Origin of the sequence: Psychrosphaera haliotis, assembly GCF_039523615.1 — a bacterium.
Taxonomy (GTDB): domain Bacteria; phylum Pseudomonadota; class Gammaproteobacteria; order Enterobacterales; family Alteromonadaceae; genus Psychrosphaera; species Psychrosphaera haliotis.
In genome coordinates this window covers 297,781-324,266 of the sequence record NZ_BAAAFQ010000007.1, presented here as the reverse complement: position 1 = coordinate 324,266, position 26,486 = coordinate 297,781, and the positions used below count along the sequence as shown (strand labels likewise).

Sequence of the window (26,486 nt, the reverse complement as noted above, 5' to 3'; positions counted from 1 at the left end):
GATTAATCCTTCTCTACTTGCTCTGGTTTCCATTGACGGATAGCCCAAATGATTAAACCAATGATGAAGAACGAGCTAAATGGTAATACTAAAAGACCATTCGCTTGATACCAGCCACCGTTTTGAACTAATGGAAGAATCTCGATACCAAAAATAGTACCGAAACCTAATAGTTCACGGAAGAAAGCAACTGTCATCAGGATGAAACCGTAACCTAAACCGTTACCGATACCATCCATGAAGCTTACACCTGGCTTTTCTTTCATAGCAAATGCTTCCGCACGACCCATAACAATACAGTTAGTAATGATTAGGCCAACAAAAACAGATAGCTCTTTAGAAAGCTGGTAAGAGAACGCTTTCAACACCTGGTCAACAACAATAACTAGAGAAGCGATAATCGCCATCTGTACGATGATACGTACGCTTGATGGGATCATGTTTCTGATCATTGAGATGAATAAGTTAGAGAATGCAGTTACCAGAACAACAGCTAATGTCATTACTAATGCATTGGCCATTGAGCTTGTTACCGCTAGAGCAGAACAAATACCTAGTACTTGTAATGCAATTGGGTTGTTATCAAAAATTGGTTTAGTTAAAACCTTGTTCGCTTCAGATGCCATTAGTTAAGCTCCCCACGATTTTTTTCGATGAAAGGTAAGTACCCTTGCTCACCGAACCAAAATTGTAACGTTCTTGTAACGCCGTCACTTGTCAAAGTAGCACCAGATAAGGCATCAACACCGTAGTCATCGCCTTTTTTCGCGCCGCCTTTAACTAACTTAATTACCGGTTCGTTATTGTCGTTATAGATTTTTTTACCAGGCCATAATGCTTTCCATTTAGGGTTCATAACTTCTGCACCCAATCCTGGAGTTTCTTTATGGTCTGAGTAAATAACCTTTGAAACTGTATTTAGGTCAGACTTTAAACCTACATAACCGTACATTAGGTCCCAAAGGCCAGCACCAACAACAGGGAATACAACCGTTTCAACAGCGCCCTTTTCATCTTTTACAAGATAAACAACAGCTGTGTTTGATTGACGGTTAATACCTGCAGGGTCGTTTTCTAGCTTTTCAGATTTCTGTGGGTCACGAGCATTACGACGCTCATCGAACATCTTAACGTCGCCGTCAACATACTCACCAGTTTCAAGATCAATCATCTTAGCTTCAACATACTTGTTGTAAGTCGGAACGATGTCTTTTCCAGCTAGTTCTAATAGACCTGCAGTTTCTAAGATTTTAGTTTGCTTATCTAATAGCTTGTTAGCTGTTTGTAGCGGCTTCAATTGAACCGCTGATACAGATACCAACGCTGCACAAACTAGACAAACGATAAATACGAAACCAACCGTTTTGCCAAATGATTCTTTATTACTAGACATTGCGAGCAAGCCTCCGTTTCACGTTTGCCTGTACAACAAAGTAGTCGAACAATGGTGCAAACAAGTTAGCAAATAGTATTGCCAGCATCATACCTTCAGGGAACGCTGGGTTAACAACACGGATTAGTACAACCATGATACCGATTAGTGCGCCATACCAGAACTTGCCACGGTTAGTGAACGAAGCTGATACAGGGTCAGTTGCCATGAAGAATGCACCAATAGCCCATCCACCAATTACAACGTGCCAGAACCAAGGCATTGCAAACATTGCGTTAGTATCGCTACCAACCATGTTTAACAAAGATGCAAAGAAAATTGTACCTGCGAATACACCGGCTACGATTCTCCATGAAGCAATGCGTAGATAGATAATTAACAAACCACCAATCGCAATTGCAAGAGTAGATACTTCACCTACAGAGCCTTGAATGAAGCCGTAGAAAGCTTGTGTCCAAAGAGCAATGTTGTTGTAGTCTAAACCGCCAGATGCTGCTTGGCTTAGCATAGTAGCACCAGAGAAGCTGTCTACTGCTGTCCATACAGTGTCGCCAGAGATTTCAGCTGGGTATGCAAAGAACAAGAATGCACGGCCGGCTAACGCTGGGTTTAAGAAGTTACGACCTGTACCACCAAAGATTTCTTTCGCAACAACAACACCAAATGTAATACCAAGCGCCGCTTGCCATAATGGAATAGTTGCAGGAAGAATTAGTGCAAATAAGATTGAAGTAACAAAGAAACCTTCGTTTACTTCATGTTTACGAACTGAAGCGAAAATAACTTCCCAGAATCCACCAACGATGAAAACTGTGCCGTAAATTGGTAAGAAGAAACAAGCACCATAGAGCATTTTCATGCCCCAGCCTGATTCAGCCGTTAGCGATCCGCCTAGCATTTGGAATAAACCTACTTGCCAAGAATCACCTAACGCAAAGCCTTGAGATAAGGCATCAGCTGCTTGATGTCCAACATTGAACATACCAAAGAACATTGCAGGGAATAAAGCTAACCAAACCATGATCATGATACGTTTTAAATCAACGCTGTCACGTACGTGAGTTTGACCTTTATTTACTAAACCTGGCGTGTAGAAAATAGTTGCAGCTGCTTCATACAAAGCATAGAACTTTTCGTATTTTCCACCTTGCTCAAAATTAGGTTCAATTTTTTCTAAATAACTCTTAAGACCCATGATTAGCCCTCTTTTTCAATCTTGGTAAGGCAATTACGAAGAATTGAGCCGTACTCATATTTGCCTGGGCAAACAAAGGTACATAACGCTAAATCTTCTTCGCCTAATTCCAAACAACCTAGGCTTTGTGCCCCTTCAGTATCGCCAGAGATTAGATCTCTTAACAATAATGTTGGCAAAATGTCTAAAGGCATTACGCGTTCATAGTTACCAATTGGAACCATAGAACGGTCAGAACCATAAGTTGTAGTTGTCATATTGAATAGTTTCTTAGGCGATAAATGACCTAAGAACGCACGAGTGATAGAGAACTGATTTGATCCTGGACGAATCCAACCAAATAATTCTTTTTCACGACCTTCTGCTAAAACAGACACTTGCAGATCAAAACGGTGTAAATAACCGTGAACGCCTTGTGCAGCAGTACCAGACAATACGGAACCAGATACGATTCGGTTTTCACCAGATTCAACTTCGCCTGACGTTAGGTCGGCTGTAGAAGCACCTAATACTGTACGAATTAAACGAGGGTTTTTAACAACTGGGCCAGCTAATGAAATAACACGTTGGTTATTAATTTCACCAGTTAGGAAAAGTTGTCCGTAAGCAATAACTTCTTGGTAATTAATATGCCAAACCGTTTTTGCTAGAGAAACAGGATCAATATAGTGAATATGAGTACCAACCAGGCCTGCTGGGTGTTTACCGCCAAATTCATGAAGGTCTACATTTGGTGCTTCAGCTTTCACTGATGAGCCAGAAGCTTTTACGACATTTAACTTGCCTTCAGTCAATCTGCTTAACACAGTTAGACCAGCGTTAAATGCTGCTTGCTGCTCTGCAATAATTAGCGCTGGATCAGCGGCTAACGGATTAGTATCCATTGCATTTACAAATATTGAAGACGGAGTGCTGTCAATTGCAGGCGCTTTGTCAAACGGACGAGTGCGTAAAGCAACCCATTGTCCTGAATCTACTAAAGTTGCAACGACTTTTTCGCGGTCAAGACCGTTCAGCTGGTCAGCGCTATAGCTTTCAAAAGTGATTTGTTCATCACCAGATAGTTCAATAACAACAGACTGCAGAACACGCTTTTCACCACGGTTCACTTCTTTGATAACACCGGCGGCTGGTGCAGTGTATTTAACGCCAGGATTCTTTTTATCTTCAAAAAGAACCTGACCTTTTTTAACACTATCACCGACTTTGATATACATCGTAGGACGCATACCATTGTACTCTTCGCCAAGCGTAGCAACAGTTTTCACTGTCGGGCCATCGTGGATGGCTTGTTGTGGAACACCTTCAATAGGCAGATCCAAACCTTTTTTTATGTTGATCATACGCATATGCACTAGTTTAAGTTGGAAGAAATGGAATTCTTTCAAATACCCGATTAAATCGCATATTTATAAAATTATGTAAGTACCAAGACCTGAATATAGTTTAGTTTCGGTACAGCCGACAATTGTAGCATTAATCTCAATATTTTGACCATTCGAATTTGGACTTATTTTAGTCGCAAGGCGCTCATTATTCGAATAAAAATAAAAGAACTGTAAAGAAAGATTGATGCATAGTCCTAAAAACAAAAAAAGCCAGTGCAATTTTTAAGCAACTGGCTCCTTGTTATGTACAAAGTTTGTACAGACCTTTGTTTTCAGTCAGTTAGGTTAAACTAAACCGTTAACTTTTATATCTGGATTCACTTCATTTTCATAGTTTACGTTGTCATAACCAAAACCAAACAAGTTTAGGAATTCTTGGTGATAACCAATGTAATCTGTTAACTCGTCAATTGAATCTGTATTCACTGTATCCCAAATAGTTTGTACTCGAGCCTGAACGTTGTCTTCAAGTTCTTTGTAGTTTTGGAACAAGTGACCTCCATCATCTAGTCGAGGTGAATCTGACATCAAGTTCTCTTTAAACAAACCAGATATTTGTTGGATCACACCTTCGTACGTGCCATCTTCTTTCATCACTTTAAATAAAGCGGAAATATATAAAGGCATAATTGGGATTGCAGAGCTTGCTTGAGTAACTACCGCATTTAACGACGAAACGTAGGCTTTACCGTTTATATTAGCGGTAGCGCTGTTTATTGCTGCTGAAGCTCTGTCTAAGTCTTCTTTTGCTTTGCCAATAGTCGCGTGTCCATAGATAGGCCACGTTAATTTTTTACCTATATAAGTATAGGCAGTGGTTTTAAAGTCAACGGCCAATACATCAGCTTCTTGCAATGCATTGATCCAAAGCTCCCAATCTTCGCCGCCCATTACTTTGATCGTATTGTCGATTTCATCTTGATTAGCCGCTTCAACGGACACTTCATCAATAATGCGCTTAGAGGTATTAAGGTTTTTAGTGGTTACATCATTACCAATTGGTTTTAATGTAGAAGAGTAAGTCTCGCCTGAGTCAGGATCCGTGCGGCGCGGAGAAGCTAAACTATAAATAACTAAATCTATTTTTCCCATATCCGCTTTAATAGTTTCAATGGTTTTGGCTTTAATTTCGTGAGAGAACGCATCGCCATTGATGCTTTTCGAGTAAACACCTTTAGCTTCCGCAGCCTCTTGAAAAGCGGCTGTATTGTACCAACCCGCTGAACCAGTTTTCTTTTCTGTTCCTGGCTTTTCAAAAAATACGCCTAAGGTATTGGCGTTGTAACCAAACGTGGAAACAATACGAGACGCTAAACCATAGCCAGTTGAAGCACCAATAATTAATACATTTTTTGGTCCGTTAGTACCAAAGTCTTGTTGTTTTACATACTGGATTTGACGATTAACACTTTCTGCGCAACCAACTGGATGTGCATTAGTACAAATGAAGCCACGAATTTTTGGCTTAATAACCATATATGAATTTCCTTAACCTAAATAAAAATAGCCAAAACACATTCAATCATTTTGGCTTGATATCAAAACTGGCGTCAGTGTACCTGTCTTTTTACGTTTAACAGATCTGACTAGCCAGCATTATTGGTTTCTATTGTTGTAATACTCAAGCTCAGACAAATTATGATATTGAGTCACTTGCTTTTGGAACGCTTGATACGAGTTCATGATCTTATTAAATGTAGGATCGTTAGCTTTTTGCTCTTCGATAACCTCTTTACTGGCGTTTTTGAGCGCTAACATAACGTCTCTTGGGAATGTTTTTAGTTCAACATTATGCTTGTTTTGAAGTTGATCTAACGCGGCGTTATTTCTAACGGTATATTCATCCAACATATCTTGGTTAACGGCACGAGTTGCTACTTCAACAATAGCTTGAAGATCTTTTGGTAAGGCATTAAATACTTTTTGGTTTACAGTAAACTCAAGCATCGCGCCAGGCTCATGCCAACCAGCAACATAATAATGCTCAGCAACTTTATGGAAACCAAACGCTAGGTCATTATATGGACCAACCCATTCAGTTGCGTCAATTGCACCAGATTGCAAAGATGTAAAGATTTCACCACCTGTAAGCGCCACGGGAACACCACCAAGCTTTTGTAGTACTTCACCACCTAAACCAGGGATCCTCATTTTTAAGCCTTTTAGATCGTCTACCTTATTAATTTCTCTTTTAAACCAGCCAGCAGATTGCACGCCTGTATTACCACCAGCAAATGGGATCACGCCAAACGGTTCGTACAATTCACGCCATAGCTCTAAACCACCACCGTAATGAATCCAGCCATTAGTTTCTTGGGCGTTTAAACCAAAAGGTGTGGCAGTGAAAATTGGCGCAGCAGGCATTTTACCTTTCCAATAATATGAAGCCGCGTGGCCCATTTCAGCGGTTCCTTGAGATACCGCATCAAACACTTGAAAGCCAGGTACAATTTCACCGGCACCATACACTTTAATGGTTAATCGGCCGCCACTCATCTCGTTCACAAGTTTTGCGAAGTTCTCTGGAGCTGTACCTAGACCTGGAAAGTTTTTAGGCCAACTTGTGACTAACTTCCAATTCAATTTTTTTACTTCTGCCGTTGTACTTGTGTTCTGTGTTTCATTGCCACCACAACCCATTAATCCCACAGAGACAATTGTTGCTAGCGACAAAAACTTAACTAACTTTTTCATTAACATTCCTTTTAAAAGTATCTTAACCGTAAATATACTCAGGCAGCATAGTGGCGAGCTCCGGCCAAATGACTAATATCACCAGCAGTAATAGTTGCATGAGAATAAATGGGATAACCCCTTTATATATCTTATTTGTTGGTATGGACTTTGGCGTCACGCCTCGCAAATAAAACAAAGCAAAACCAAATGGAGGTGTTAAAAACGAGGTTTGCAGATTTATCGCTATCATTATGCCTAACCAAATAGGGTCTACGCCCATCATAAACAAAACAGGCGCCACTAAAGGTACGACCACAAATGTAATTTCGATAAAGTCTAAAATAAAACCAAGAACAAAAATAACTAACATGACGGTTAGAATTGCCCCGACCTTTCCACCTGGCATATCAGTAAACAGTGAATGAACTAGCTCTTCACCACCAAATCCTCTGAACACCAATGAGAATATTGACGCGCCAATTAAAATTAAGAACACCATAGACGTAACGGTTAATGTTGATTCCATCACAGTTTTGAGCGTACTTAGGTTTAACTGTTTCTTCTGAATAGCAATAATGATGGCACCAAAAGCGCCTATTCCAGCGGCTTCGGTTGGTGTTGCGATTCCAAACAGAATGGATCCTAAAACAATCACCATTAAGGCAAGAGGCGGTACTAAACTGGATATCAGGGCTCCAATACTCAATTGGTTCGTTTTGTCCGCTGGCGGTGTCCACTCAGGTTTAAACAGCCCTACCATTAATGAATAAAGCAAATACATGGCTACTAAAATAAGCCCAGGTATTAGAGCTCCTGCAAACAAGTCCCCTACAGAAATCGTTTCTGGAGAAAAAATCCCCTGAGATAATTGAGACTGCTGATACGCACTTGATAACACGTCACCTAACAAAACTAAGGCAATTGAAGGCGGAATAATTTGACCTAACGTACCTGTTGCCGCAATTACGCCGGTTGAATAGCTCTCGTTATAACCATTTTTTTGCATGGACGGCAGTGCCAATAAACCCATAGTAACAACAGTTGCTCCAACAATGCCGGTACTAGCCGCCATTAGAGCCCCAACTAAAGTGACGGCTATTCCTAAACCTGCTGGCAAACGCCCGAACACTTGAGTCATGCTCGTTAATAAGTCTTCAGCTATTTTTGACTTTTCTAACATGACCCCCATAAAAACAAATAGCGGAACTGCTAATAAAGTTTGATTGGTCATCACACCATATATACGACTTGGCAATGCCATTAAAAGTGAAGTATCAAAACCTCCCATTAAAGAGCCTATACCGGCAAAAATAAGAGCGGTGCCCGCTAAGCTAAATGCAACTGGGTAACCCAATAGCAATACCAAACAAATGGTGACAAACATCAAAATGGCCATCCATTCCATATTAATTAGCTCCGTTGTTAATATTTTGAGGTTGTTTGTTCACATCTTGAGATTGTTCATTAGCCCTGATTTTTTTGACGCTAACAACACTGTCTGAAATTGCTTGAGTGACCAATAAAATTGGCATTGCGATGATCAACGTTTTTAATAAGTACACAAAAGGCACGCCACCCGCTTCTTGCGACCCTTCCATAAATTGCCAAGACTGCGCAACGTAATCAAAACTAATATAAATAATGAATAAGCAGGTAGGAATGAGCAGTAATAAATGTCCAACGAGGTTTACTACAGCTTGTTTTTGGGGCGTAAATCTATTGTAAAAAATGTCTACTCGAACATGTTTATCGTGTTTGAGTACGTAAGACATTCCTAACATTAACGTTACGGCATGAAGATATATAATACTTTCTTGTAGCGCTATCCAGCCAAGGTTAAAGCCATACCTAAGTGTCACAACTAACGTCATTAAAATAACCATTAGCAATGTTAACCAACTTACGGCTTTACCTACTTGCTCAGATAGTTTTTCAATAAATACCACAAACTTACCTCTTATTTTTATTATTGGTAAAGTGCTTTTATAGAATTATATTTGGTTAAGCGCGGTCGAATTTACTCCCACCTAGACACTTTGGTGATAGTGGTACATCTGTTGTTTCTCGCCACTCTTTAGGTGTAAAAGTATGGATGGCCAGTGCATGAATGTCATTTTTTAGCTCATCGGCTAAACAACTATTAATAGCTCTATGGCGTTGGATTAACTTTTGATCTTTAAAAGTCTTGGAAATAACAACAACTTTAAAATGCGATTCGCTACCCTCTGGAACATTGTGTTGACTGCTTTCATTCACCACATCTAATATATCTGGTAAAAAAGTATTGGTTAATTTTTCAATTATCTTTAGTTCAATTACACCTGACGTCATTATTTTTATTCCTTTGATAAACAGCTCAATAAAGAGTAAAACAAAAGTTTGGCTTTGAGTCTATCTATGAATGTAACGAAATGTCAGGCTAATCCTGCCTTCCCGTACCTTTTTCCTAGACGGAACCTGATGTTTGAACGCACGTTGCATGCCGGCTTTCATCATCAATAGTGCACCATTTGATAGCTCAACCGCCGCAGTTTGATTCGTCTTTTTATCTTTAAAGTGCATTGTCCGTGAAGCACCTAAAGATAAACTTGCTACGATAGGGTTTGGTCCTAACTCAGGTTCATCGTCTGAATGCCAACCCATTTTATCTTCGCCACTTCGATAAAAGTTTACCAATACAGAGTTAAAGTACACACCTTGCTGCGCATGAATGTTATCTCTGACTCTTTCTAGTAGAGGGTGCCAAGCATTTTGATTTAAGGCTTTTCCACTATACTGATACTTTACTCCTTCATCGGATTGCCAACACTGTAGCCGAGGAATAGGATGTCGCTTAGAAAACACAACAATTTCAGGTTGTTGCCAATCCAATTGTTGCTCAAGTTGCTGGTAAAGCTCAGTAGCGTCGATAAAAGACAAAAAGTCTGGAACATACTCCAACCAAGGTTTTACTAATTCTGGTATGCCATGTTCACTTTTAACATCTATATCATTTAATTCGTTGAATAAGTCTGTTTGCAAATTTACATCTCTCCCCAGCAGTGGGACAATACCCATTAACAAATTTACCAAAGAGCGAGCTATGAATACAAGCTGGACAGTTGCCAATACTCAATTTGAGTTACATCGTTATCCACCTAATCAGCATGACAAGTCCTTACAAGCCTGGGACAGTTCTGATGACTTAGTGGTGCAACATGTTCTCGACACCTACCAGCACACTCTACCTCTGCCTGACATTTTAGTTTACGACGACTTATTTGGTGCAATTTCGCTAGCCTTAAATAACTTTCCGTTAGGCTGTGTGGTAGATTCTTACGTTAGTAAAATGGCAATTGAATACAACCATGAACACAATTCAAAAGTTTCGCCTACTGTTTACAACTCCTTGGAAAAACCAACCGCAGCCTCTATTGTTGTTGTTAAATTAACTAAAAACTTAGCTTACCTAGAACACCAATTACAGGCTATAAATCAATACCAAGGAAACTGTGACATTGTTGCGACCGGTAAAACAACGCTTGTAACCACTTCCGTTATGAAGCTATTTGAGCGTTACTTTGATGATGTTTCTAGCAGCCTAGCTAGGAAAAAGAGTCGGTTGATCTTTGCGAAAAAACAGCATAAAAAATTAGTCGACGATGCCAATCTACTGAAACCTAAGTTTGAGGCCAAATGGCCAGAACAAAATTTAGTATTGCTTTCACATGCCAACGTTTTTAGCAAAGACCAAATTGATATTGGTGGCCGCTTTTTAGCGGATCACTTACCTTTGTTAACAAAGCAGGATAATAACTTCACTGTCATTGATTTAGGTTGTGGCAACGGATTATTAGGTTTGTGTTATCTGCAACAAAATAAAGAACGCATTAAAGAATTAATCGCAGACGAAGCATCACCACAAAATCTAAATTTTAAAATGATCTTCGCTGATGAGTCACATATGGCAATAAATTCAGTACAACAAAATGTCGAAATCAATGCCAATGAGTTGATAAATGTATGTAATTTCAGTCAAGATGACTGCTTATCGCAACAACCTGATAATTCGGCGGATTTGATATTGTGCAACCCGCCATTTCACCAGCAAAATACCATCACAACTCATATAACTGAGCAAATGATAAAGCAGTCTGCCATGGTATTAAAAAGTAACGGCGTAATGTTGCTTGTTGCGAATAAACACCTCGCCTACCAGAAGATGTTAAAAGATACATTTGGTGGCTTTACTGTATTATCGAGTAACTCGAAATTTGTTATATATATGTGCCAACAAAAAAACGTAAATAAAGGATAAGGTAGAACAATGAAAAAACTAATAAATATAGTCTCTGCAGCATTATTAACGTTAATACTAGGCGGCTGTGCAAATCAATTTGAACAGGCGGTAAAATTAGCGCCAATCGCCATGTCTCCAAAACTACTAATGAGTGTCAAAAACATCACGGTAAGCGATTCACGCGCACAACAGGCCATGGCAATGGTGAATAGTAGCGAATTCATGGAAGTGGCTAATATTACGAAACTAGTTTCACCTTGGCTAAAAAACACCTTAAAAACAAGTTCAAATGGTCGAAACAACTTAAACTTTGATATTACGACGGCTACAAGCTACATAAAACAGTACGCCATGTCTTTTGAGTCAGAAGCCGTACTTGAGTGGACCGTGACGTTAGAGTCAGCAAACCGCACATGGAAAAAGAGTTATCAAACGGGTATTAACCAAGACGGACCAATGAAATTTAGCCAAGAAGACGTTACTAAAAATATGAACCTTATGTTGAGCACATTATTAGAACGCACGCTTCAAGATGAAGAGTTTCAAAAAGCGTTGAGCCGCTAAACAAGGAGTTTCGCTGAATGAAAAAAGGTTTAAACACACTGTTTAACGCTCTGCTGTGCTGTTCGTTATTGCTAGTTGCAGTTCAATCTCCTTTATCTCACTCAAGTGAGGTACCAAGAGGTGAATACATACAACCTGATAATCTCTTTCCTAAAGTAAAGATGGAAACGAGCATCGGCTCAATAATCATTGAGCTTGATAGAAGTAAAACTCAAATTACCGTAGATAACTTTTTAAGTTATGTTGTTGCCAAGCGATACGACAGTACTATTTTCCACCGTTTAGAGCCTGAGTTTGTGCTTCAAGGTGGTGGTTATAAAAAAGAAATGGATGATGTTTCTCAAATCAAAGAGTTCAAGGAAATTATCAATGAGTCGGGCAGTGGATTAAAAAACAAACAGTTCACTATTTCTATGGCTCGGCAATATGAGCCACATTCGGCAACCAGCCAATTCTTTTTCAACTTAGCTGATAACGACAGTTTAAATCCTGGAAAAAAATGGGGTTACACCGTTTTTGGCGAAGTAGTTGAAGGTTACGAAGTGCTGGAAAAAGCGATAGAAATTGGCAGTGAATACTCCGAAGAGCTTGGCTGGCCTAACTATCCTAAAAAAGAAATAAAAATAATTTCCGTTCAAATTTTGTCCGAATAGGTTTTTGTGTCTATACTAAAGCCGGTTTAACGAAAAAGGCAGTATCGTTAATCCGTACCCTTTACTAATACAAATAACAAATGGGGGTGAATAAAGTGGTAAAAACACAGCGATTTATCCACAACAAAACGGATCAGCTAAGCTACTACGCTAATGCATTATTGGATGGAGAGATTCAAGATTCAGAAGTTGATCTATATTGTTGGGATACTATAGAGGAATGGTCACAAATTAACGCTAAAGAAGCATGCCTAACACCGTTGGAAAGTGCATTTTGGTATTTGTTGCATCAGATTTCATTTTGGAGCTCATCTGAAATTCAGACGAGTGAAAAGTTAAAAAATGAAATGGTTTCCTGCATTAGTTACCTGCAAGGGTATGGTCGATTTCCTGACTTTTGTTCAGGCATTCGACCTTAACACTTGATATTCGGTAAAATCTTGACAACAATCGGCCTATTAGTTTTACTTTTAGGCCGATTTTTATTTTGAGCACCGCACTTTCAACATATTCCCAAACTCTATTAAATTTACTGACTTCATTTAAAATTTACTTTGAGCTCAATGTCATTCGCCTATTTGCTTTTGGCTTTGCGGCTGGTCTACCGATTATGTTGGTATTTTCTTCACTGTCATTTTGGTTGCGAGAAGCAGGTGCCGAACGAAGTGCAATAGGCTTCTTTAGCTGGATAACGCTGGCCTATGCAATAAAATGGATTTGGGCACCAGCCGTAGATAAATTTAAACTACCAATTCTGCATAAACTTTTAGGGCGTCGGAAAAGCTGGCTATTGCTGAGCCAAAGCTGTTTAGTTCTTAGCATTGCAGCAATGGCACTAACAAACCCAGCGGATAACCTTTTTGTAATGGCCATTGCGGCAGTATGTGTAGCGTTTTCTTCTGCTACCCAAGATATTGTCATTGATGCCTATAGAATCGAGTCAGGCGATGATAAGCAACAAGCTGCGATGGCAGCGGCTTACATGATTGGTTATCGACTAGCAATGATCGTGGCCACAGCGGGTGTCCTTTACTTTACCGCCCTATTTGAATCGGTTCAGAACTACGACTTCAACGCTTGGCAGTCTAGCTACTTCATAATGGCTGGTTTAATGGCAAGCACCATGTTTATTACGCTTACTTCGCCAGAGCCCACACCAACAAATACTATTTCTTCTCCTAACTCAGTTAAGCAAACCCCAATTGAAAAGTTTAAAGTAGCATTTATTGATCCTGTACTGGATTTAATATCGCGCTATCGCACCCACGCTTTATTACTCATAGTACTAATTGCAACCTACAGAGTTTCGGACATTGTAATGGGCGTAATGGCCAATGTTTTTTACGTCGATATGGGTTACACAAAACAAGAGATAGCGGCTATCTCTAAAGTATTTGGTGTAATAATGACCCTACTCGGCGCTTTTTTTGCCGGTGGTTTAATAAATCGCTTTGGTATTTTGCCAATACTTCTTGCTGGCGCAATATTATCAGCAGTCACAAACCTTTTGTTTGTAGTGCTTTCACAGTCTTCCCACAGCACGGAACTACTAACCGTGGTTATATCTATTGATAATCTAAGTGCTGGCATTGCTATGGCCGCATTAATAGCTTTTTTAAGCTCATTAACTAACAAGGAATTTACTGCAACTCAGTATGCTTGGCTAAGCTCAGCAATGCTGTTACTACCAAAGTCTATTGGAGGGTTTTCAGGGGTGTGGCTTGAAAGTATTGGTTACACCAACTTTTTTACGCTTACTGCTTTGTTAGGTTTGCCAACGATCATTGCTCTCGTTATTCTAATAAAACAAAAATGGCATGCATGAGCATGCCGTTTAAGTCTGAAATACTATTGAGCGATCTTTTTTAAACCTTCCAAAGGATCAATATCAAGCGCTCGACAATATCTCACGTACTCTATGATGTCTAAACGGCGTTCTTGATTTTCGACTTTACCCACAAATGAGTGTGGGGTCCCAATAATTTGAGACAACGTTCGCATAGTATGGCCTTTTTCTTTACGTTTAACTTTAAGCCACGCCATTAAAATTTTATTTTCGTCAGATGAAACGCTACCGTTCATCATAGTTACTACTCCCATTTATATGCAGTTTTTAATTTTAACATCCTACTGACACTCCCATATCAGCAGAGTATATTAGTAACACAGCAAAAGGGGCCCTTCAACTGTCTATTAACGTTTCCTAACACTTTTTATAAGACACTGTTTTAAATAGAATTTAATAACAGCATTAATATACACTTGTAATATATTTGTCATATGGAATACGTTGTCATTCAGGTTTTCTCTTATCGACAAATTAAGATAAAACAGGCATTCTGCGCGCTCTATTCAGAGGTTCATTTTTATGACTAAAAACCCACAACTACGTAAAACCCTAAAACTTGCTTGGCCTATATCATTGCAAAGTATGTTGGTTACTTTTTTAAGTATGATTGATGTGATGATGGTTAGTCATCTGGGTGATGAAGCCATTGCTGCAGTAGGATTGGGAAATCGCGTACTTTTTGTAGTTATGGTCATTATCATGGGCCTAAGCTGGGCCGTGGGTATTCTATCTGCGCAGTATCACGGAGCCGGTAATGGCGATAAAATTCGTGGCACTATTATTATCGCTATTTGTTACTCTTTTATTGCACTGATTCCAGTAATTGTTGCTGCGTATTACTTGTCAGGCGATGTAATGGGCTTGGGTAGCCTAGACCCGCTAGTTATTGCATTAGGTGAGACTTACCTCTGGATCACAATGCCTAGCATGATCTTTGTTGCCGTTATTCAAATATTCGAGAATGCACTAAGAAGTATAAACCAAGTAAAGATACCGCTCGTTTTCAGTGCCATTTCTATCATATTAAACGTTGTACTCAACTATTGGCTCATTAATGGTGGCCTTGGTATTTCCGCACTTGGTGTTGCTGGCGCGGCATGGGCAACGTCTATCTCTCGTCTATTTCAATTAATTGCACTGGTTACTTTTCTACAATCTCAACGACATATATTGCACATCTCTTTAAGTGATTTTGATTTCCTTAAAGTAAAATTGCATTGGCAGAAGTTACTAAGTTTAGTTCTCCCTATGATGTTCAGTTTTGGTATTTGGTCACTTGGCTCTTTTACCTACCAGCTTATTTTTGGGCGTATAGGCACAACAGAACTCGCAGTCATTAGTATGCTATTACCTGTTGAAGGCATATTTCTATCCATATTTTTTGGTATCGCCTCAGCATGTTCTATTGTGGTGGGTCAGCATTTAGGTGCCAATCAATTAGATGAAGCTTGGAGCATGGCAAAAATCTTTTCTGTTTTAGGCCCTTTTGTTGCCTTGCTGATGGGCGGTTTGCTAATCCTATTTAATGATATTGTGTTATCTCCTTATGAGGGGATATCAGAACAAACTCGACTGCTGGCCAAGTCCATTTTTTATATCGTGGGTGGCTTAGCTTGGCTTAAAGTTATAAACATGACATTAGCAATGGGTATTCTTAGAGCTGGTGGCGACAATCGTTTCTGTTTACTCACTGACACAATTTGTATGTGGCTAATTAGCATTCCATTAGTATGGCTGGCGGCATTCTACTGGCAATTGTCATTTTTTTGGGTTGTTGTAATTATGTACTCAGAAGAGTTTTGTAAAATATTCATGTTTGCGTGGCGAGTAAAGAATAAACGTTGGATGAAAAACCTAACGTCGTAAAGTTTTGAAACCTTTTATATTTTGACCCTAGTTAAGCTATCTATTAAAGTGAAAGCAATTACGAATAAATTGATTTTGCTTGAGGAAGTTTAATGGAAACCCCTGATATTTTAATTGCTATTGGCAATTTTGCTTTATATTTTGGCATTAGTTTAGTTTTTTTAATGCTATTCAAATTTGTTTATACAATAGTCACACCACATGATGAGTGGACTCTAATAAAAGACCAACAAAACGTTGCGGCTTCTATAGGTTTTGGTGGCGCAATCATAGGTTTTGCTATTGCTTTAGCAAGTGCAGCAAGTAATTCTGTTTCTCTTTTAGACTTCGCAACGTGGGGCGTTATTGCCTTAATTGCACAATGCCTCGCATTTGCAGTGATTCGCTTTATTTTCATGCCTAAAATTGTAGAACGAATTGAGCAAAATGAAATTAGTGCGGGTGTTGTATTAGGTGCAACGAGCATTGCAATTGGCTTATTAAATGCTGCTTGCATGAGTTACTAAGGAGTTACGATGAAGAGAAGTAAAATAACTCTCCTTCCTAATGCCGCTAATTTTGATGGACTTAGTAATACTGGGCGTCAACTTACTCGACCATTATATTTAGGGTTAACTGGTTTACTACTTTCTGGTTGTGGTGAGCCTGACTACACCGCCATTGTTGCCAATACGGTAGAAGATTGTGTTGCCGATACCAGCTTAGACCTCCAACAATGTGAAGTCGCCTACCAAGAAGCTCTAGAAGAAGCGCAGCGAACAGGCCCAAGCTTTTTTAATGAGCAAGACTGCGAATGGGAATTTGGTGCAGAAAACTGCTATCAAGATAATGATACAAATTACTTTTTCCCATTGATGGCGGGTTACCTAATTGCAGATGCGTTATTTGACTCTAAAAAGCGCAAGTATCGTGGTACTTATACACCGGTATTTGGATACAAGCGAAAAGGCTCAAAATTTAATAATAAATACATGTTTGCGGACGGTAATGCGCTTGGCTCCATGAATAAAATGGCCTTTAAAGTTCCAAAAGATTCACTAAAACCTAAGCCGACTTTCGCAAGAACTGTATCTCGCGGAGGCTTTGGCCAAGTAGCAGCACAAAAAGTAAAAATAAATCAACGACGTTCAACCAATCGAAATCGCAGTTGGGGCGGCTAATTTTGTTCAGGCACCCTATAAAACAACGTCAAAATTGGCAACAACTTGCAGAGAAACTAGGTTTTAAATTTCATACTATGCACGGCGAAGCCTATTGGGATGAAAGTGCTTATTACGAGTTTAACTTAAAGCAGATTGAAGAAGATCTTGAGTCGCCCACGGAAGAGATTCATCAAATGTGTCTTGATATAGTTGATAGGGTCGTAAAAGACGAGTCCTTACTGACAAAGTTTTGTATTCCCGAACACAAGTGGGATTTCGTGCGCGATTCTTGGTTGGCTAAAGAAGATAGTTTGTACTCAAGACTAGACTTTGCCTACGATGGACACTCTCCTGCTAAGTTATACGAGAATAATGCCGATACTCCAACGTCAGTTTATGAAACTGGTTTTTGGCAATGGCTTTGGCTTGAAGACAACGTAGATTCCACTATTCTCAATCGAAGAAGTGATCAATTTAATAGTCTTCAGGACAAGCTAATTCATAGGTTTAGGCAGTTATTATTGAACAAGCCTGGCCACATATTGCACTTCTCTTGTTGCAAAGAAAGCGATGAAGACAGGGGTACAGTTCAGTACCTTCAAGACTGCGCGTCAGCCGCTGGTGTACCCAATAAATTTGTTTATATAGAAGACATTGGCATCTCTAATGGTCACCAATATACTGATTTAGATGATCAGATTATCACTTGGATGTTTAAATTATATCCTTGGGAATTTATGTTTAACGAATCCTTTGGTGACTCGCTAAAAATAGACACGGAAATGACTTGGCTAGAGCCTGCATGGAAGAGTCTAATTTCTAACAAAGCAATATTACCTATGCTTTGGAAACACTTTCCACACCACCCAAACTTATTGCCTGCATATTTTGAAGAGGAACTTTCTCTTAGTTCAAGTATCAAAAGTTTGGTAAAAAAACCCATATTCTCCCGAGAGGGAGCTAATATTAGCTTTATTGATGGAACGCGGGCGACAACCATGTCAGATGGACCATACGGTCAGGAAGGGTATATATACCAAGAAAAACATCTGTTGCCTAAGTTTGGAGACAACTACGCTCTTATAGGCAGTTGGTTGGTAAATGATAAGGCGGCTGGCATCTCTATTCGAGAAGATAGTCAGCCTATAACGCAAGATTTAAGTCGGTTTGTACCGCATATTATTTTAAATTAGATGAAAGGATTTAACATGAGAAAAAATATCAAATTGGCCTTGGCAGCAGCAATCACAGTTGCTCTCTCGGCATGTAGTTCAAACCCGACTCCAGAAGTACTTAATGAAAACATTCCTGACTGGGTATTAAACCCGTCACTTGAAAACGGCATTGCCCATGCTGAGTGTGTTTCAAGTTCTGGTAATATGTCTATCGACAAAGCACAAGCCATAGCATTGGCTAGAGTTGGCTTAGCTCAACAAATTAGCACTCGCGTAAAAGCATTAGATAAAACGTTCCAAGAGCGAGTAGACGTAGATGGTAACTCTGCTATTGGTGCAACGTTCTCTTCAGTATCTAAACAAGTAACTAACCAAGCACTTGTAGGTGCTACTCCATTAAAAACAAGCTATGCAAACTTCAATGGTAAAAACCAATTATGTGTTTTAACTGGATTGAGCCCTGACAAAACAGAGAGTTTGTTCAAAAGTTTAGTAAGTGCAAGCAACAAGAATTTGTCGATGAATGATGAAAGCGTTTTATACCAAGAGTTTAAAGCGTATAAAGCACAACAAGAGCTAGATAGAGAACTTGAAAAAGGAAACTAATCCTATCGGTTAAACCTATTGGTCAAAGCTATTAGCCAACCTGGCTTGTAGATAATAAAAAGGCTTCAATATAATAAATGAAGCCTTTTTTTCGTCGATTTATTTCCCGACTATTTCTACTATATTCTCATTAATCTCGCCCAAACCAAAGCTATGTAACTTAGAGCGAGACCCCTCTCCTATTGCCTTAGGAGGTATTAGCATCTCTTTGGACTTTATATCCTGCTCTAAAACGTCCTCAAGTGCCGCTCTTATTTCACTTAACGTTTTATCTAAATTACTCTCAAAGTTAGGTCGCTTTCTAATCGTATGCCCAAGTTCTATCAAACGATAAAAATACTTCTGTGCTAATACTAAAAACTCTTCCGGTAAGTCCTTATTCATATTCAAACTAACACCTGGGTTAGCTATACAATACTCAACCAACGCACAATAGAAACAAAGCGGCTTGTTAGATAACGCCGTTTCTTTTTGAATACGAGCATTAATGAGTAACTTACTTCTAAGATCAATGGTTAACAATAAAGGGGAGTTAGTTACTTTTTGTTCCAGTGGCTTGTGGTGTTGTATCAAATGTTGTCGGAAGACTAACAACCACGTGAAAAATAGAGCAAATAACACTGGTACTGCACTAAGGCTGTGGAGCAATGGAAACGTTTTTTCTTTAAAGGAAATGTAGACACTTTGCTCAGCGGAAGACAGCTCCTCATAATCAGCAACAGGCTTTTTAGGCCCTATAAATGTAACTTTAAGTGGCCACTGGTATTTGTTAATTGCTTCATTAAGGCTGTTTATATAATTTTGAACTTCTTGACTATCGCCAGATTCATTAAGCCACTCTCTTTTAATTGGAATAACCGGCAAGTCTAGGGCAACTCTCTGTAATACATATTGTTTAGTCACGGCCACGTGATTCACATGACTCATTGCGACACTTGCTTGGTGCACAATAGAAAACAAGACTAAGCTAACTAAAAAGGTACTTACCGCTTGAAGCTTAATAGAATTCATAAATAATTTATTTAACTTCCTCATCATAACTCCCCTTCATTCTTTTCAGCACTAGAGCAGTTACTTTTAACTAAGGTAAGTTTTTGATAGTAAGAGGACTCTTGTTGGGATGCAAAGTCCTTTAAAAATCGTTGCGAGGCACACAATAAGTCCTCATTTTGTTTAGCGAGTCTTAAATACCACGACGTTCCTGAGACTGAATCGGCAATACTTGTTATATAGTTTCGAGAAAGCTTTTCTTGATCTTCTGATTGCCAATATGAAGATATGATATCAACCTTGCCAGCGGTCAACATTTCTCGCAATTCATTATGTGAGCTTGCATAAACAATATTCATACGACTCAGCGTTAAGCCAAGCTCCGTAAACAGCTTTTTAGGTACTATATGACCTGAGCGACTAGTTGGGTAATCGACTAAGCCTATGGTTTTATCCAGGAAATACTCTTTTGTTAATACTGGTTTTTCATAGAGTGAAATTAGGTAGGTTTTATAATTAGGATAATAAGCCACCTTTTTATAACCATGAGTGTCTTCAGCTTTAAGTGCGGACATAATATTTTCTTTAACTAATGCTAAGTCTGCTTTGCCATTACCTAACATTCTAATCGTATTAACATCGCTTACTCCCCAGTAAGAAGAAACCTCGCCGTACTGCCTGTTTATTATTGGATCTGCGCAGGCAATCTCATTTAACAAAAGAGAGCTTGCTTCACCACCGCTATATATAACAAAACTTCTTTTATTGTTTTTTGACTGTGTTGAGCAGTGTATTGAGGTCTCTATTAATGGCGACAATGGCACTATTTGGCTGTCTGTATGTAACTTTGCTGTCATCCAAACAACAACACAAGCACCTATAAAAAAGGTGACATACCAACTCTTATTTAATTTGGATAAAAGCAAGTGCATTTTTTCAAATTCCTCTAAACCCTGCATTACGCTACAAATTTATTCTATCCTTATTTACTTATTGTTTTAAGTAATTTTACTCATTAATTGTAAGTCATTGTTTTTAAAACTTTATTAACATGTAATTATGAATCCCAACATATCCTTCCTAATATTTAAAAAACAAGCATAATAGCGACAGTTTCAGAGAGGTAGTGGTTGATATTTGACCAGCCCAATTTTTACAATTACATTACAAAAGTAGAAACGGAAATTAATAAATGAAGAACTTTAAGCTTGTGCTACTTACAACACTAGCGTCGATAATGCTGTTAGCGGTCTCAAACAATGCTGCAGCTTATGGCCAAAATGGTCACCGTATTATTGGTCAAATTGCTGAGTGGCATTTAACCCCAGTAACTAAACAAGCTATAGAAAAGTTACTCAGTGGCGATCACCTTCCAGAAGTAACAACATGGGCAGACGAAATGCGCTCATCACCAGACAAAAAATGGTGGTCTCGAACTAAGTGGCATTATATCAGTTTAAATACGATTGATGATTTCAAACCTGATACATACAAGTTCGAAGATGAAGTTAAAGATGTATATACCGGTATCCGCAAAGCAATAGACGTTCTCTCCTCTCCAAAATCAAAACAACAAGAAAAAGAATTTTACCTACGTTTCCTAACACATTTAGTTGGTGACTTGCACATGCCTCTGCATGTTGGTCGTGCCGAAGATAAAGGCGGCAATACTATTCAAGTTGAGTTTTTCAGAGAGAAAATGAACCTGCACACTTTGTGGGACACAAAACTAATTGAAAGCCAAAATTTATCTTTTACTGAATTTGCACGATTCATTAATACAACTGACACAAAACTTGTGTCTAATTATGTTTCAACTCAACCAAGAGATTGGGTTGTTGAGTCTTTTAACCTTCGTGACGATGTTTACGACATAAAAGATGGCGAATTTTCATATGACTATATCTATAGACATATGCCAACGGTTAAAGACCAATTGCGCAAAGGCGGAATTCGATTGGCTGGAATTTTAAACGCAATTTTTGATCCTAATGTAAAAGTAGGCAAAAACGGCGTAAAGATAAAATAATAATAAAACAACAATTTTTTAATTTTAACAAAACAACAACCAGGAAAAGACAATGAAAAATGTCATTAAACATAGCGCTCTAGCACTAGCTGTAACAGCTGCTCTAGGCACGGCTACCGTTAATGCGGCTGAAACTTCAACGGCTGTTCGCGGTACAATTCAGACAGTTGCAGGCCAATCTGTTAACAACGCAACTATTACTTTCTTACACGTACCATCTGGTAGCGTAAAAGAAGTAACGGTTAACGAAGAAGGTGCATACCGTGCCCGTGGTCTTCGCGTTGGTGGTCCATACATGGTAACTATCGCTTCTGAAGGTTTCCAAGGCAAAGTATACGAAAACGTATACCTTGAACTTAATGACATTTTAGACCTTTCTGCAAAGCTTGAAACAAGCAGCAGCATCGAAAAAATTACAGTAACTGGTTCTGCAAACTTTTTTGCTAACTCTGGTTCAAGCTCTATATTTACTTCTGATGACATTGCTAAAGCAGCAACAGTTAGCCGTGACCTTAAAGATATCGTTCGCTCTAACCCTCTAGCGGTTGTTGATGCATCTGGTACTCAATTGAGTGTTGCTGGTTCAAACCCTAAGTACAACTCACTAACAGTTGACGGTGTTGGCGTAAACGATACGTTCGGCCTTAACTCAAACGGTTACCCTGCTCAGCGTCCACCGGTTTCTTTAAACGCGGTTGACCAAGTTAGCATTGAATTTGCACCGTTTAATGCACGTGCTTCCAATTTCTCTGGCGGAACGGTAAATGTTGTAACTAAGTCAGGTACTAATGATCTTTCAGGTTCATTCTTCTTCGAGAAAACACCTTTTAATGGCGATGCTGTTGATGAAAAGTCTTTTGACCGTGAGAGTGGCGAGTTTAGGACTGGTGAAGACACACCTACGTTTAGTAAAGACGACCTTAAAAATGATGAAGTTACATTTGGTGCTGCACTAGGTGGCGCATTAATTGAAGATGAATTATTTTTCTTCGCTTCTTATGAAGAGTGGGAAAAAGATGTCCCTACAAACTTCAACCCAACAACATTAGCAGGTCATAACCTTACTACTTCACAAGTTCAAAGTGTTATTGATACGTTACAGGATACATATGGAATTTCAGATTCTATTGGCGCAGCTCCTGCTCCAGACAGTGACAAAAAACTATTAGTTAAGCTTGATTGGAACATAAACGATGATCACCGAGCTGACATTTCATACAGCAAGCAAGAAAACACCGCTGCTCGTAACTACATTAATAACAATAGCACCGTAAACCTAACCTCAAATGGTTGGTCACAAGATTCAGAAACTGAAATCCTAACTGGCCACTTGTTCTCAGACTGGAGCGCAGACTTCTCTACTGAGTTCAACTTTGCATACAAAGATTTCGTTCAAGCTTCAAATACTAATTCAAACTTAGGTGAGATTAACGTCCGTTTTGGTGATGATTCAGTTGTAGCTGGTCAAGATGAAAGCCGTCACGGTAACGAACTTGCGAACGAAACATTAAGTTTTGGTTTGCACGGTTTATATCTAGTAGGTGACTTAGAATATAAGTTTGGTGCCGAAGTTGACAATGTAGAAAACTACAATCTATATGCACGTCATGCTGCTGGCACGTGGACTTTCAGTTCTTTAGAAAATTTCCAAAACAAAGCTCCTAGCTCTGTTTCATATGAAAATGCATTTTCTAACGACATGCAAGACTTAGCATTCTCAGTAGAATCTACTAAGTTCTCACTTTACGGTGAAGTAAATACTGAAATAATGGATGATGTGATCTTAACAGCAGGTTTACGTTACGAGCGCTTGACAGTAAAAGACGAACCAACGCTTAACCAAAACTATCTTAACGAATATGGTATTAGTAACCAAGAGAACCTTGACGGCCTAGATATTTTACTACCGCGCTTGAGTATCGAGTGGACGGTTAGTGATGACTTAATAGTACGTGGTGGTGTAGGTCGTTTCTCAGGCGGAATGCCTTTAGTTTGGGTTTCTAACGCATACACAAATGACGGTGTAACACTTATCTCTGCCCCTAGTTCAGTTAAAAATGCGGTAGTTGCAGATCCGTCTCAAGTTATGTTTGACCAGGTTCCACAAGCTCTTCAAGATTCTTTAGTACCAGGGAACGGCAATACAAATACAATCGACAAAGACTTCGAACAGCCATCTGATTGGCGTTACCAGGTATCAGCGGACTACACGTTTGACATTCCTGTTTTAGGTAATGACTTCCAGTGGTTCACAGAATTCACATTCGTTACAAAAGACAATGCTCCTTACTGGATTGATGAAGCTCGTGTAGACAGTGGTGAAAGAATCGGTGAGCGTATCGTTTTCGAAAACCGTTGGGATGATGTAGATCGCTACGACTTGCAATTAACAAATATTGATAATGGTGGTTATAGCCGTATCTTAACAACTGCATTAAACAAAAAGTGGGATAATGGCGTATCATTAAATATGTCTTATACCAACCAAAATGTTGATGAAGTTAACCCTGGTACAAGTTCAACAGCAACATCTAACTTCCAGTATGAAGTAACAACAAACCGTAACAACCCAGAAATGGGTCGTGCTTACTATGAAATTGAGCACCGTTTTGTTCTTAACTTAGGTTATGAAACTGAGCTGTTTGAAGGTTATGAAACTTCATTCAACTTATTCTATGAGCGTAAGTCTGGCCGTCCATTCTCTTGGACATTGGGTCTGTTTGAAGATAGAGATTTTGGTGACCAGTCTAAATTCTATAAAGCTGGTACTTACTTACCTGAATTACCAAGCGGTCCTGATGATGCGAACTTCGACTTTTCACGTTTGAGTTATGAAGATACATACGCCCTTATGGAAGCAGCAGGCGTAACACAATATGCAGGCGGAACTATACCGAAGTATACCCATAACCAACCTTGGACAACCAACATGGACTTAGCAATTACTCAGGAACTGCCTGGTTTTGCTGAAGGACATAAAGGTCAGTTGTACTTCATTATTGATAACTTGGCTAACTTATTGAATGATGATTGGGGTAAGATTTACAACATGAGCTTCCCACAACAGGTTCTATTTGATTTAGAAACTAACGGAAGCCAATACCAGCTGAGAAATCGTTATAAAGGTGTTGATACAAACAACTACAATAACTTTGAAGCTGAACAATCTTCTTGGTCAATGAAAGTTGGTGTTAAATATAGCTTTTAATTTATAATTACTTGCTAAAATAAGATGCCTGCCTATTTTATAGGCGGGCATTTTTGTATTTTACTCATGCATAAATGTTTATGGAGAAATCTTTTGAAGAACAATGCTATTAATAAACTGTTCACCATTGCCGCTATAACACTTGGAATCACGGCGTGTGCCAATTCAAATGTTAAAAACGACGTTAATACGCTACCTAAAAATATCATTTTTATGATTGGTGATGGCATGGGTGTCGCACATACAACTTCATATCGTTATTTCGCTGATGATAAAGCGACAAAAGAAGTAGAACGCACTGTATTTGATGAACTTCTTGTAGGTACCTCTTCAACTTATCCTGATGACAATACCTACGTTACAGATTCAGCAGCTTCCGCAACGGCTTTGAGCTCTGGCGTTAAGTCATATAACGGTGCAATTGGCGTTGATGTAAATAAAAAGCCTGTTCTTACACTGCTTGAAAGAGCGAAACAACTTGGTAAAACGACAGGTATCGTTTCTTCGTCTCAAATTAATCATGCAACACCCGCTAGTTTTATAGCTCATAATGAGTCGCGTCGTAATTACAATCAGATTGCGGATGCATACATCGACGAAAAAATGAATTACGCACCTAAAGTAGATTTAATGCTTGGTGGTGGTACTTCCTACTTTATTCGTGAAGATCGAAATATCGTTAACGAATTCAAATCCTTAGGCTATAGTTACGTTGACGATTTAACAAAATTGAACGAATTAAATACGTTACCAGCACTAGGCCTTTTTGCGCCTGTTGGCCTTCCATTTGCTGTAGACAATGATGCGTTGCCAAATAGAGTTGAGGCCATGACAAAAACTGCTTTGAATTTGTTAGCCACTCAAAGTTCAGACAATGGTTTTTTTGTTATGATTGAAGGAAGCCAAATTGATTGGTGTGCTCATGGTAACGATGTTGCCTGCGCAATGGGTGAACTAGAAGACTTTGCAAAAGCTATTGAGTACGCAAAACAATTTACTGAAGCAAATGGTGAAACGTTGTTAATCATTACCGCTGACCATGCTACCGGTGGCTTAAGTATTGGTGCTAATGGCACTTATGATTGGAAAACAGATAAAGTTAAGCAAATAAATTCTTCATTAGCTGTTATAATCCCGGCATTTTTAAGCTTAGAGAAAGATGTTACTGACAAAGTTATCCAGTCTACATGGAAAAAACATGTGGATTTTGATCTGTCAGCAAGTCAAATCGAGACTTTAAAGTCGGCTCTAAGTAGTAAGTTAAAGAAAGAAAAGATGACTCGTGAAATTAAAGCTATTATTAATGACACTACGTTAACCGGTTGGACAACTGGCGGTCATACTGCTGGTGATGTACAAGTATTCGCGTCTGGTGTAAACAGTCATCTATTCAATGGACAACAAGACAATACGGATATTGCTAAAAAACTATTTAAACAATTGAATTCGGCACAGTAGCAAGAGAAGAGACTC

At 39.0% G+C, this 26,486-nt stretch carries 26 protein-coding genes; 13 read left to right on the top strand and 13 right to left on the bottom strand.

The features are described from left to right. Positions 1–2: 2 nt before the first annotated feature. The 10 genes from ABD009_RS11120 to ABD009_RS11075 form a co-directional block, all read right to left on the bottom strand. Entirely contained in the window at positions 3–626 is a 624-nt protein-coding gene (locus ABD009_RS11120; protein WP_155696247.1) for an NADH:ubiquinone reductase (Na(+)-transporting) subunit D, read from the bottom strand. Next, positions 626–1,393, bottom strand: coding sequence for a Na(+)-translocating NADH-quinone reductase subunit C (locus ABD009_RS11115; RefSeq protein WP_343825393.1), 768 nt, complete (start codon positions 1,391–1,393; stop codon positions 626–628). The genes ABD009_RS11120 and ABD009_RS11115 overlap by 1 nt, the downstream gene beginning before the upstream one ends. Further along, positions 1,386–2,588, bottom strand: a complete 1,203-nt coding sequence (locus ABD009_RS11110) for an NADH:ubiquinone reductase (Na(+)-transporting) subunit B (protein WP_155696249.1) — start codon at positions 2,586–2,588, stop codon at positions 1,386–1,388. The genes ABD009_RS11115 and ABD009_RS11110 overlap by 8 nt, the downstream gene beginning before the upstream one ends. Before the next feature lie 2 nt (positions 2,589–2,590). Continuing rightward, positions 2,591–3,931: a Na(+)-translocating NADH-quinone reductase subunit A gene (locus tag ABD009_RS11105; protein WP_155696250.1), complete on the bottom strand. Its 1,341-nt coding sequence runs from the start codon at positions 3,929–3,931 to the stop codon at positions 2,591–2,593. 330 nt (positions 3,932–4,261) lie between these two features. Then, the gene (gene fabV, locus ABD009_RS11100) at positions 4,262–5,452 is read right to left on the bottom strand and encodes an enoyl-ACP reductase FabV (RefSeq protein ID WP_343825390.1); all 1,191 of its coding nucleotides are present in this window, start codon (positions 5,450–5,452) and stop codon (positions 4,262–4,264) included. A 120-nt stretch (positions 5,453–5,572) separates the two neighbouring features. Further along, positions 5,573–6,670, bottom strand: coding sequence for a TRAP transporter substrate-binding protein (locus ABD009_RS11095; protein ID WP_343825388.1), 1,098 nt, complete (start codon positions 6,668–6,670; stop codon positions 5,573–5,575). Between the two features lie 22 nt (positions 6,671–6,692). Next, positions 6,693–8,057 carry a TRAP transporter large permease gene (locus ABD009_RS11090; RefSeq protein ID WP_343825386.1) on the bottom strand — a complete coding sequence of 455 codons (1,365 nt, stop codon included), beginning with the start codon at positions 8,055–8,057 and terminating at the stop codon, positions 6,693–6,695. A gap of 1 nt (position 8,058) precedes the next feature. Next, on the bottom strand, positions 8,059–8,598 hold the full coding sequence (locus ABD009_RS11085; RefSeq protein WP_343825384.1) for a TRAP transporter small permease subunit: 540 nt from the start codon (positions 8,596–8,598) through the stop codon (positions 8,059–8,061). A gap of 55 nt (positions 8,599–8,653) precedes the next feature. Beyond that, complete coding sequence (locus ABD009_RS11080) at positions 8,654–8,983, bottom strand: BolA/IbaG family iron-sulfur metabolism protein (RefSeq protein WP_343825382.1); 330 nt, start codon at positions 8,981–8,983, stop codon at positions 8,654–8,656. Positions 8,984–9,043: 60 nt separating this feature from the next. Continuing rightward, positions 9,044–9,709, bottom strand: coding sequence for an alpha-ketoglutarate-dependent dioxygenase AlkB family protein (locus tag ABD009_RS11075; RefSeq protein WP_343825380.1), 666 nt, complete (start codon positions 9,707–9,709; stop codon positions 9,044–9,046). Between the two features lie 25 nt (positions 9,710–9,734). Between ABD009_RS11075 and ABD009_RS11070 the strand changes: the two genes are divergently transcribed. From ABD009_RS11070 to ABD009_RS11050, 5 genes are all read left to right on the top strand, one after another. Further along, positions 9,735–10,949 carry a methyltransferase gene (locus tag ABD009_RS11070; RefSeq protein WP_343825378.1) on the top strand — a complete coding sequence of 405 codons (1,215 nt, stop codon included), beginning with the start codon at positions 9,735–9,737 and terminating at the stop codon, positions 10,947–10,949. 9 nt (positions 10,950–10,958) lie between these two features. Continuing rightward, complete coding sequence (locus tag ABD009_RS11065) at positions 10,959–11,495, top strand: YajG family lipoprotein (RefSeq protein ID WP_343825376.1); 537 nt, start codon at positions 10,959–10,961, stop codon at positions 11,493–11,495. A 17-nt stretch (positions 11,496–11,512) separates the two neighbouring features. Then, positions 11,513–12,148 carry a peptidylprolyl isomerase gene (locus tag ABD009_RS11060; RefSeq protein ID WP_343825374.1) on the top strand — a complete coding sequence of 212 codons (636 nt, stop codon included), beginning with the start codon at positions 11,513–11,515 and terminating at the stop codon, positions 12,146–12,148. A gap of 95 nt (positions 12,149–12,243) precedes the next feature. After that, positions 12,244–12,567 (top strand): hypothetical protein, encoded by a 324-nt coding sequence (locus tag ABD009_RS11055; protein ID WP_343825372.1) that lies wholly within the window; start codon positions 12,244–12,246, stop codon positions 12,565–12,567. A gap of 68 nt (positions 12,568–12,635) precedes the next feature. After that, positions 12,636–13,973: an AmpG family muropeptide MFS transporter gene (locus tag ABD009_RS11050; RefSeq protein WP_343825370.1), complete on the top strand. Its 1,338-nt coding sequence runs from the start codon at positions 12,636–12,638 to the stop codon at positions 13,971–13,973. A gap of 23 nt (positions 13,974–13,996) precedes the next feature. Here the strand turns inward: ABD009_RS11050 and ABD009_RS11045 are convergent, their stop codons facing one another. Next, on the bottom strand, positions 13,997–14,233 hold the full coding sequence (locus ABD009_RS11045; protein ID WP_343825368.1) for a helix-turn-helix domain-containing protein: 237 nt from the start codon (positions 14,231–14,233) through the stop codon (positions 13,997–13,999). 283 nt (positions 14,234–14,516) lie between these two features. On the opposite strand from ABD009_RS11045, the gene ABD009_RS11040 reads away from it, so the two are divergent. The 5 genes from ABD009_RS11040 to ABD009_RS11020 all read left to right on the top strand — a co-directional run bounded on the left by ABD009_RS11040 (position 14,517) and on the right by ABD009_RS11020 (position 18,786). After that, entirely contained in the window at positions 14,517–15,863 is a 1,347-nt protein-coding gene (locus ABD009_RS11040; protein ID WP_343825366.1) for an MATE family efflux transporter, read from the top strand. Between the two features lie 92 nt (positions 15,864–15,955). Further along, on the top strand, positions 15,956–16,369 hold the full coding sequence (locus ABD009_RS11035) for a DUF350 domain-containing protein (protein ID WP_343825364.1): 414 nt from the start codon (positions 15,956–15,958) through the stop codon (positions 16,367–16,369). 9 nt (positions 16,370–16,378) lie between these two features. Then, positions 16,379–17,023: a DUF1190 domain-containing protein gene (locus ABD009_RS11030; protein WP_343825362.1), complete on the top strand. Its 645-nt coding sequence runs from the start codon at positions 16,379–16,381 to the stop codon at positions 17,021–17,023. Between the two features lie 2 nt (positions 17,024–17,025). Next, positions 17,026–18,198 carry a glutathionylspermidine synthase family protein gene (locus ABD009_RS11025; RefSeq protein WP_343825360.1) on the top strand — a complete coding sequence of 391 codons (1,173 nt, stop codon included), beginning with the start codon at positions 17,026–17,028 and terminating at the stop codon, positions 18,196–18,198. Between the two features lie 15 nt (positions 18,199–18,213). Then, entirely contained in the window at positions 18,214–18,786 is a 573-nt protein-coding gene (locus tag ABD009_RS11020) for a hypothetical protein (RefSeq protein WP_155696261.1), read from the top strand. 99 nt (positions 18,787–18,885) lie between these two features. On the opposite strand, the gene ABD009_RS11015 is transcribed toward ABD009_RS11020, so the two are convergent. Together ABD009_RS11015 and ABD009_RS11010 are read right to left on the bottom strand one after the other, a co-directional pair. Further along, positions 18,886–19,824: a hypothetical protein gene (locus ABD009_RS11015; RefSeq protein ID WP_343825357.1), complete on the bottom strand. Its 939-nt coding sequence runs from the start codon at positions 19,822–19,824 to the stop codon at positions 18,886–18,888. Beyond that, entirely contained in the window at positions 19,821–20,708 is an 888-nt protein-coding gene (locus tag ABD009_RS11010; protein ID WP_343825355.1) for a PhnD/SsuA/transferrin family substrate-binding protein, read from the bottom strand. Before ABD009_RS11010 ends, ABD009_RS11015 begins: the two co-directional genes overlap by 4 nt. Before the next feature lie 260 nt (positions 20,709–20,968). Between ABD009_RS11010 and ABD009_RS11005 the strand changes: the two genes are divergently transcribed. The 3 genes from ABD009_RS11005 (at position 20,969) to ABD009_RS10995 (ending at position 26,471) form a co-directional block, all read left to right on the top strand. After that, complete coding sequence (locus ABD009_RS11005; RefSeq protein WP_343825353.1) at positions 20,969–21,805, top strand: S1/P1 nuclease; 837 nt, start codon at positions 20,969–20,971, stop codon at positions 21,803–21,805. A 52-nt stretch (positions 21,806–21,857) separates the two neighbouring features. Then, positions 21,858–25,013, top strand: coding sequence for a TonB-dependent receptor (locus ABD009_RS11000; protein WP_343825351.1), 3,156 nt, complete (start codon positions 21,858–21,860; stop codon positions 25,011–25,013). Between the two features lie 213 nt (positions 25,014–25,226). Further along, positions 25,227–26,471 (top strand): alkaline phosphatase, encoded by a 1,245-nt coding sequence (locus tag ABD009_RS10995; RefSeq protein ID WP_425543079.1) that lies wholly within the window; start codon positions 25,227–25,229, stop codon positions 26,469–26,471. Positions 26,472–26,486: the final 15 nt, after the last annotated feature.